We start from the raw sequence: 4157 nt of genomic DNA, 5'->3' as shown, positions 1-4157 counted from the left end.
TGCATCAAAGCAACCTAAATCCCGCCGTGTGGGAGGGCAAGCTATTTGAGTTTCTAAATAAAACGGACGCGCTTATCGAAAAATACGCCACGGGCGCAGAGCGCTCGCTACAAGACTGGCGCAAGCAACTGGAGATAGAATTTAAGAGCTTATAGTCGTGATCCTTAAGATATCAAAATTAGGCTACATATAATAATCGGCTCGGCGTAAAAGGCTTAATCGATGAACCTAAAATTGTAAAATTTAGCCGCAGTACTCAGCCAAATCCAGCTACAAGACAAGCTCGATCCAAAAATCAATAAAATTCCAAGCGCGCTGAAAAATCTTAAAAATTTACAAACTCTGCAAAGATTCAAAGGAAAATTTATAGTCTTGCCACAAGGATCGCAATAGATCATACCAATCTTCATCGTAAAAATTGAGTCCACGGGCGAAGCCAACAAGACCTGCTAAATTCAGACAAAATGAGAAGCGCAGCAAAGCAGATGGAGGGAAAAATGCAAATTAGACAGGCAGCGCTAGCAAAATAACGCAGGCGCAGCCAAATACCGCTAAACTAGCGAAGCAGACGAACGAGCAATATAAAATTCTATCTCCCAAACCGGCAGAGAGTTAAATTATAGCCCAAAACCGCGCGCCGTTTATAGTCATAAAAGAGCGCGCCATATTAGATAAACGAAGAGGGCTTGTGTTGTTATTAAGCATATCGCAAAACGACACTATACCTGCGTACCAGATAAGCGAGAGAAGCAAAATCTTAAAGGTTAGAAATGGTATGCCAAAATTTCAAATCATCCTTGCATCTTTTTAGTAAAATCTCCGAAATTTCACCCTATGCGAGCCCTAAAATACGTCAAATTTTAAACCGTGTATAAGCGCTAAAGCGCGTGAATTTTAAACCGCCAAATATCAAGGCGCATAAAAATTTAAACCGCTCGCGCGCTCTTTTTGGTGAAAATTTCTAAAAATTTAACCGCCAGTTTTTGTAGCAATCCCTGCTTTTTACGCTTGCTTAGTAAAAATTTTGCCGTTTCACTTCTACCAAACATTATGGCAAAGGCATAGGGTGTCATACTAAGACCACTCGTAGCCTCTACGTCTGCACCTGCATTTACGAGAGCTTTGACTACCTCCAAATGCCCTTTAAAGGCCGCGCCCGCGAGCGGAGTTTGCCCGCGGTCGTTACGCTCATCGACTATGGCGCCGTTTGAGAGCAGCATATTTACAGTCTTTAGCGCGTTATTGTAGCTAGCTAGCATTAAAAGCGTGTCGCCTTTCGCGGATTTTAAATTTACGCTAAGGCCCGCCTTTATCATCTTTTCCAGCTCGTCAGCATCATCTCGCCTAGCGAAATCAAGCGCCATAGCGCAAAGTTCGCCATATCTTTGCTCCTCGGCCTGCGTTAAGCTCGTCAATTTTTTGCTTTCAAAGCGGCTCTTACGCCATTTGCATAGTCAGCGGAAATTTTTTCAAAATGTCCTATTGCGCGCTCTTTTATAGCTTCGCTCACACCCTCCATGCTATCTGCGATATTACTAAAAAGCTGCGATTTTTGTTCGTCGCTCATTAGCTCAAAAAGCGCTCTAGGTTGCGAATAATAATCCTGATCCTCGACTCTGTGATCGTATCTTTGCATCGCGCCTTCTATGCTTATATCAGGCTCTAACAAAGCACGATCCTCTTTGGCGCCACCAAAGCTGTTAGGCTCATAGTAAGCCTTATCGTCAAGCTCATACATTCCGTTATTCATCGCGCCGCCCACGACGTAAGTATTGACCTCGCTTACAGGACGATTAACATCTAGCTGCGCGTAGTGCGTGCCGATACGATATCTTTGAGCATCGGGGTAGCTAAATATCCTTGCTTGCAGCATCTTATCGGGACTAAAGCTGATACCAGGCACTATATTTGACGGGCTAAATGCAGCCTGCTCAACCTCATTGAAATAATTTTTCGGATTTTCGTTTAGCGTCATGACGCCCATGTCGATGAGCGGGAACTCCTTATGAGGCCAAGTTTTGGTTAGATCAAAGGGGTTAAATTTGACCTCTTTTGCCTGCTGTAGAGTCATTATTTGAATTTTGAAATCCCAGCTTGGAAAGTCACCCTTTTCTATACTCTCAAAAAGATCGCGTTGATTGCTCTCTCGATCTTTTGCAATGATCTGTGAGGCTTGAGCGTTGGTTAAATTTTTAATGCCTTGGCAAGTTTTGAAGTGAAATTTAACCCAAAATCTTTCGTTCTTGTCATTTATAAGGCTGTAGGTGTGGCTGCCAAATCCGTGCATATGGCGGTAACTTGCCGGAATACCGCGGTCACTCATCAGGATGGTTACTTGATGCATACTCTCAGGGCTTAGGCTCCAAAAGTCCCATGCTGCCTCATTTGAACGGAGGTGTGTGCGAGGATCACGCTTTTGCGTGTGGATAAAATCCGGGAATTTATACGGGTCTTTTACAAAAAAGACGGGAGGGTTGTTTCCGACCAAGTCCCAGTTGCCCTCTTTGGTGTAAAATTTAATCGCAAAGCCCCTTACGTCGCGCTCAGCATCAGCCGCTCCAGCTTCACCGGCAACGGTAGAAAATCTCAAAAGTAGCTTTGTTTTCTCGCCTTTTTGTAATACTTTGGCCTTAGTATATCGCGAGATGTCCTGCGTAATCTCTAGGGTTCCGTATGCAGCGCTACCTTTTGCGTGAACGGCGCGCTCGGGGATACGCTCTCTGTTTTGATGAGCTAGTTTTTCAAGTAGCTGATAATCTTGCAACATTATACCGCCGCGGCTGCCTGCGGTAAGGGAGTTTTGGTTATCCGCGATAGGATTACCCGAAGTAGTGGTTAGGTTTTTCATATTTATTCCTTTCTAATAAAATTTATTTATAATTATACATATATAAATTAAAATATTCATTAAATAATAAAAATTATTGATAGAAGTTTAGGCTTAGGATTTGTAATATTTTAAAATTTTATATTTCTAACCCATCTTTAACATTATTTTATAAATTATGAGATCTGCTATATATAAATTTATCTCATATTAATACAAGAACCATGATATTTCGCGATCTTATATAAATATAGATGCTATATACAAAATACAAGGTAGTGATAACTTAAAGGTAGGATTGCGATGATCAAGATATTAAAGAGAAACGACAAATTTAAAATCATTAAAATTTTATAAAATTGTGCCAAATACGTAGCGATCATATCCAAAAGCTTTACGAAATTTTACTCATTGGCAGACGCGGTATCTGCAGTCTTGGATCCCGCTTGTTCTAGCTGCTTAGAAGCATCGCGCCTTAAAATTTTATCGTACTCCCCCACTCTTATCACCTTGCCCTTATACTCTATTTTAAGATAATATTCCAATTTTTCTAATTGCAAATATCTAAAAAAATTATCCAAATCAAAGCCGCCTGCACCCTTAGGCTCATCGCCGCAGAGCGCAGAGTAGCGCTTTATAAGCGTATCGTAGATACCAAGTAGCGCTGTATTTGGCGTTACCGAGCCGCATCTATTAAGATCGGGTAGCGAGCCTTTGTTAAGCTTGATTACATCATTTTCCGAATACTTTGAGCGCTCCGTCATCATATATCTAAGCAGCTCATACCTAGAGCTGTTTAATAAAGTCCAATCTAAAATAATCTCATCGTAACAATAATTATCCATATGCTCTAGGTATATTTTCTTATACTCCTTCAACGTATCCAAATCCTTACGGCAGTCATCGTATTTTTTTCGAATACGCTCATCGCCCGGAAGCCCTGCTAAATCGTATTTAAGTAGCAGATTTAGCATACTCGCGTCATATCGTTGCGGCAGCATCTGATAGATGGAGCAGTTCGGCTGCCGCTCATCTTTGCGGTGTTTGAGCGTAAAAGCAATACAATGATCGTCCGTCCAAGCGGTAATCTCAGGTCTTACACCGCTGCTAAGCATAAGCTCCGTCATCTGCAAAAATCCGCCTGCTACGGCGTAATAGAGTGGATCGGATACCGCACTAGTACCTTCGCTTTTAGGCGTTATGGAATATGTCTTTACCTGTGCGTCGCTAGTAACAACCAAATAGGAGTCACCGTATCTAGGGTATGTAAGCCACGGACGAACATATTTAACGCTAGAAAAGCTAGCTCCATGCTTAAGTAGAACTTCCG

3 protein-coding genes are annotated in these 4157 nt (G+C 41.9%); all 3 read right to left on the bottom strand.

The window, feature by feature from the left end; translation table 11 throughout:
• Positions 1 to 926: 926 nt before the first annotated feature.
• Positions 927 to 1415 (bottom strand): ankyrin repeat domain-containing protein, encoded by a 489-nt coding sequence (locus Q0614_RS05590; RefSeq protein WP_297950468.1) that lies wholly within the window; start codon positions 1413 to 1415, stop codon positions 927 to 929.
• The gene (locus Q0614_RS05585; RefSeq protein ID WP_298787130.1) at positions 1412 to 2848 is read right to left on the bottom strand and encodes a catalase; all 1437 of its coding nucleotides are present in this window, start codon (positions 2846 to 2848) and stop codon (positions 1412 to 1414) included. The genes Q0614_RS05590 and Q0614_RS05585 overlap by 4 nt, the downstream gene beginning before the upstream one ends.
• A gap of 383 nt (positions 2849 to 3231) precedes the next feature.
• Positions 3232 to 4157 (bottom strand): hypothetical protein (locus Q0614_RS05580; protein WP_298787129.1); only part of this gene is annotated, 926 nt, incomplete at its 5' end.

It is taken from the genome of uncultured Campylobacter sp. (genome assembly GCF_937997595.1).
Lineage (GTDB): Bacteria > Campylobacterota > Campylobacteria > Campylobacterales > Campylobacteraceae > Campylobacter_B.
The sequence above is the reverse complement of the archived record's forward strand: the minus strand, read 5'-3'. Positions and strand labels throughout refer to the sequence as shown.

What these genes read in the sequence shown, in the direction of transcription:
- Q0614_RS05585 (WP_298787130.1), bottom strand. Translation starts at nt 2,848, where the DNA reads ATGAAAAACCTAACCACTACTTCGGGTAATCCTATCGCGGATAACCAA.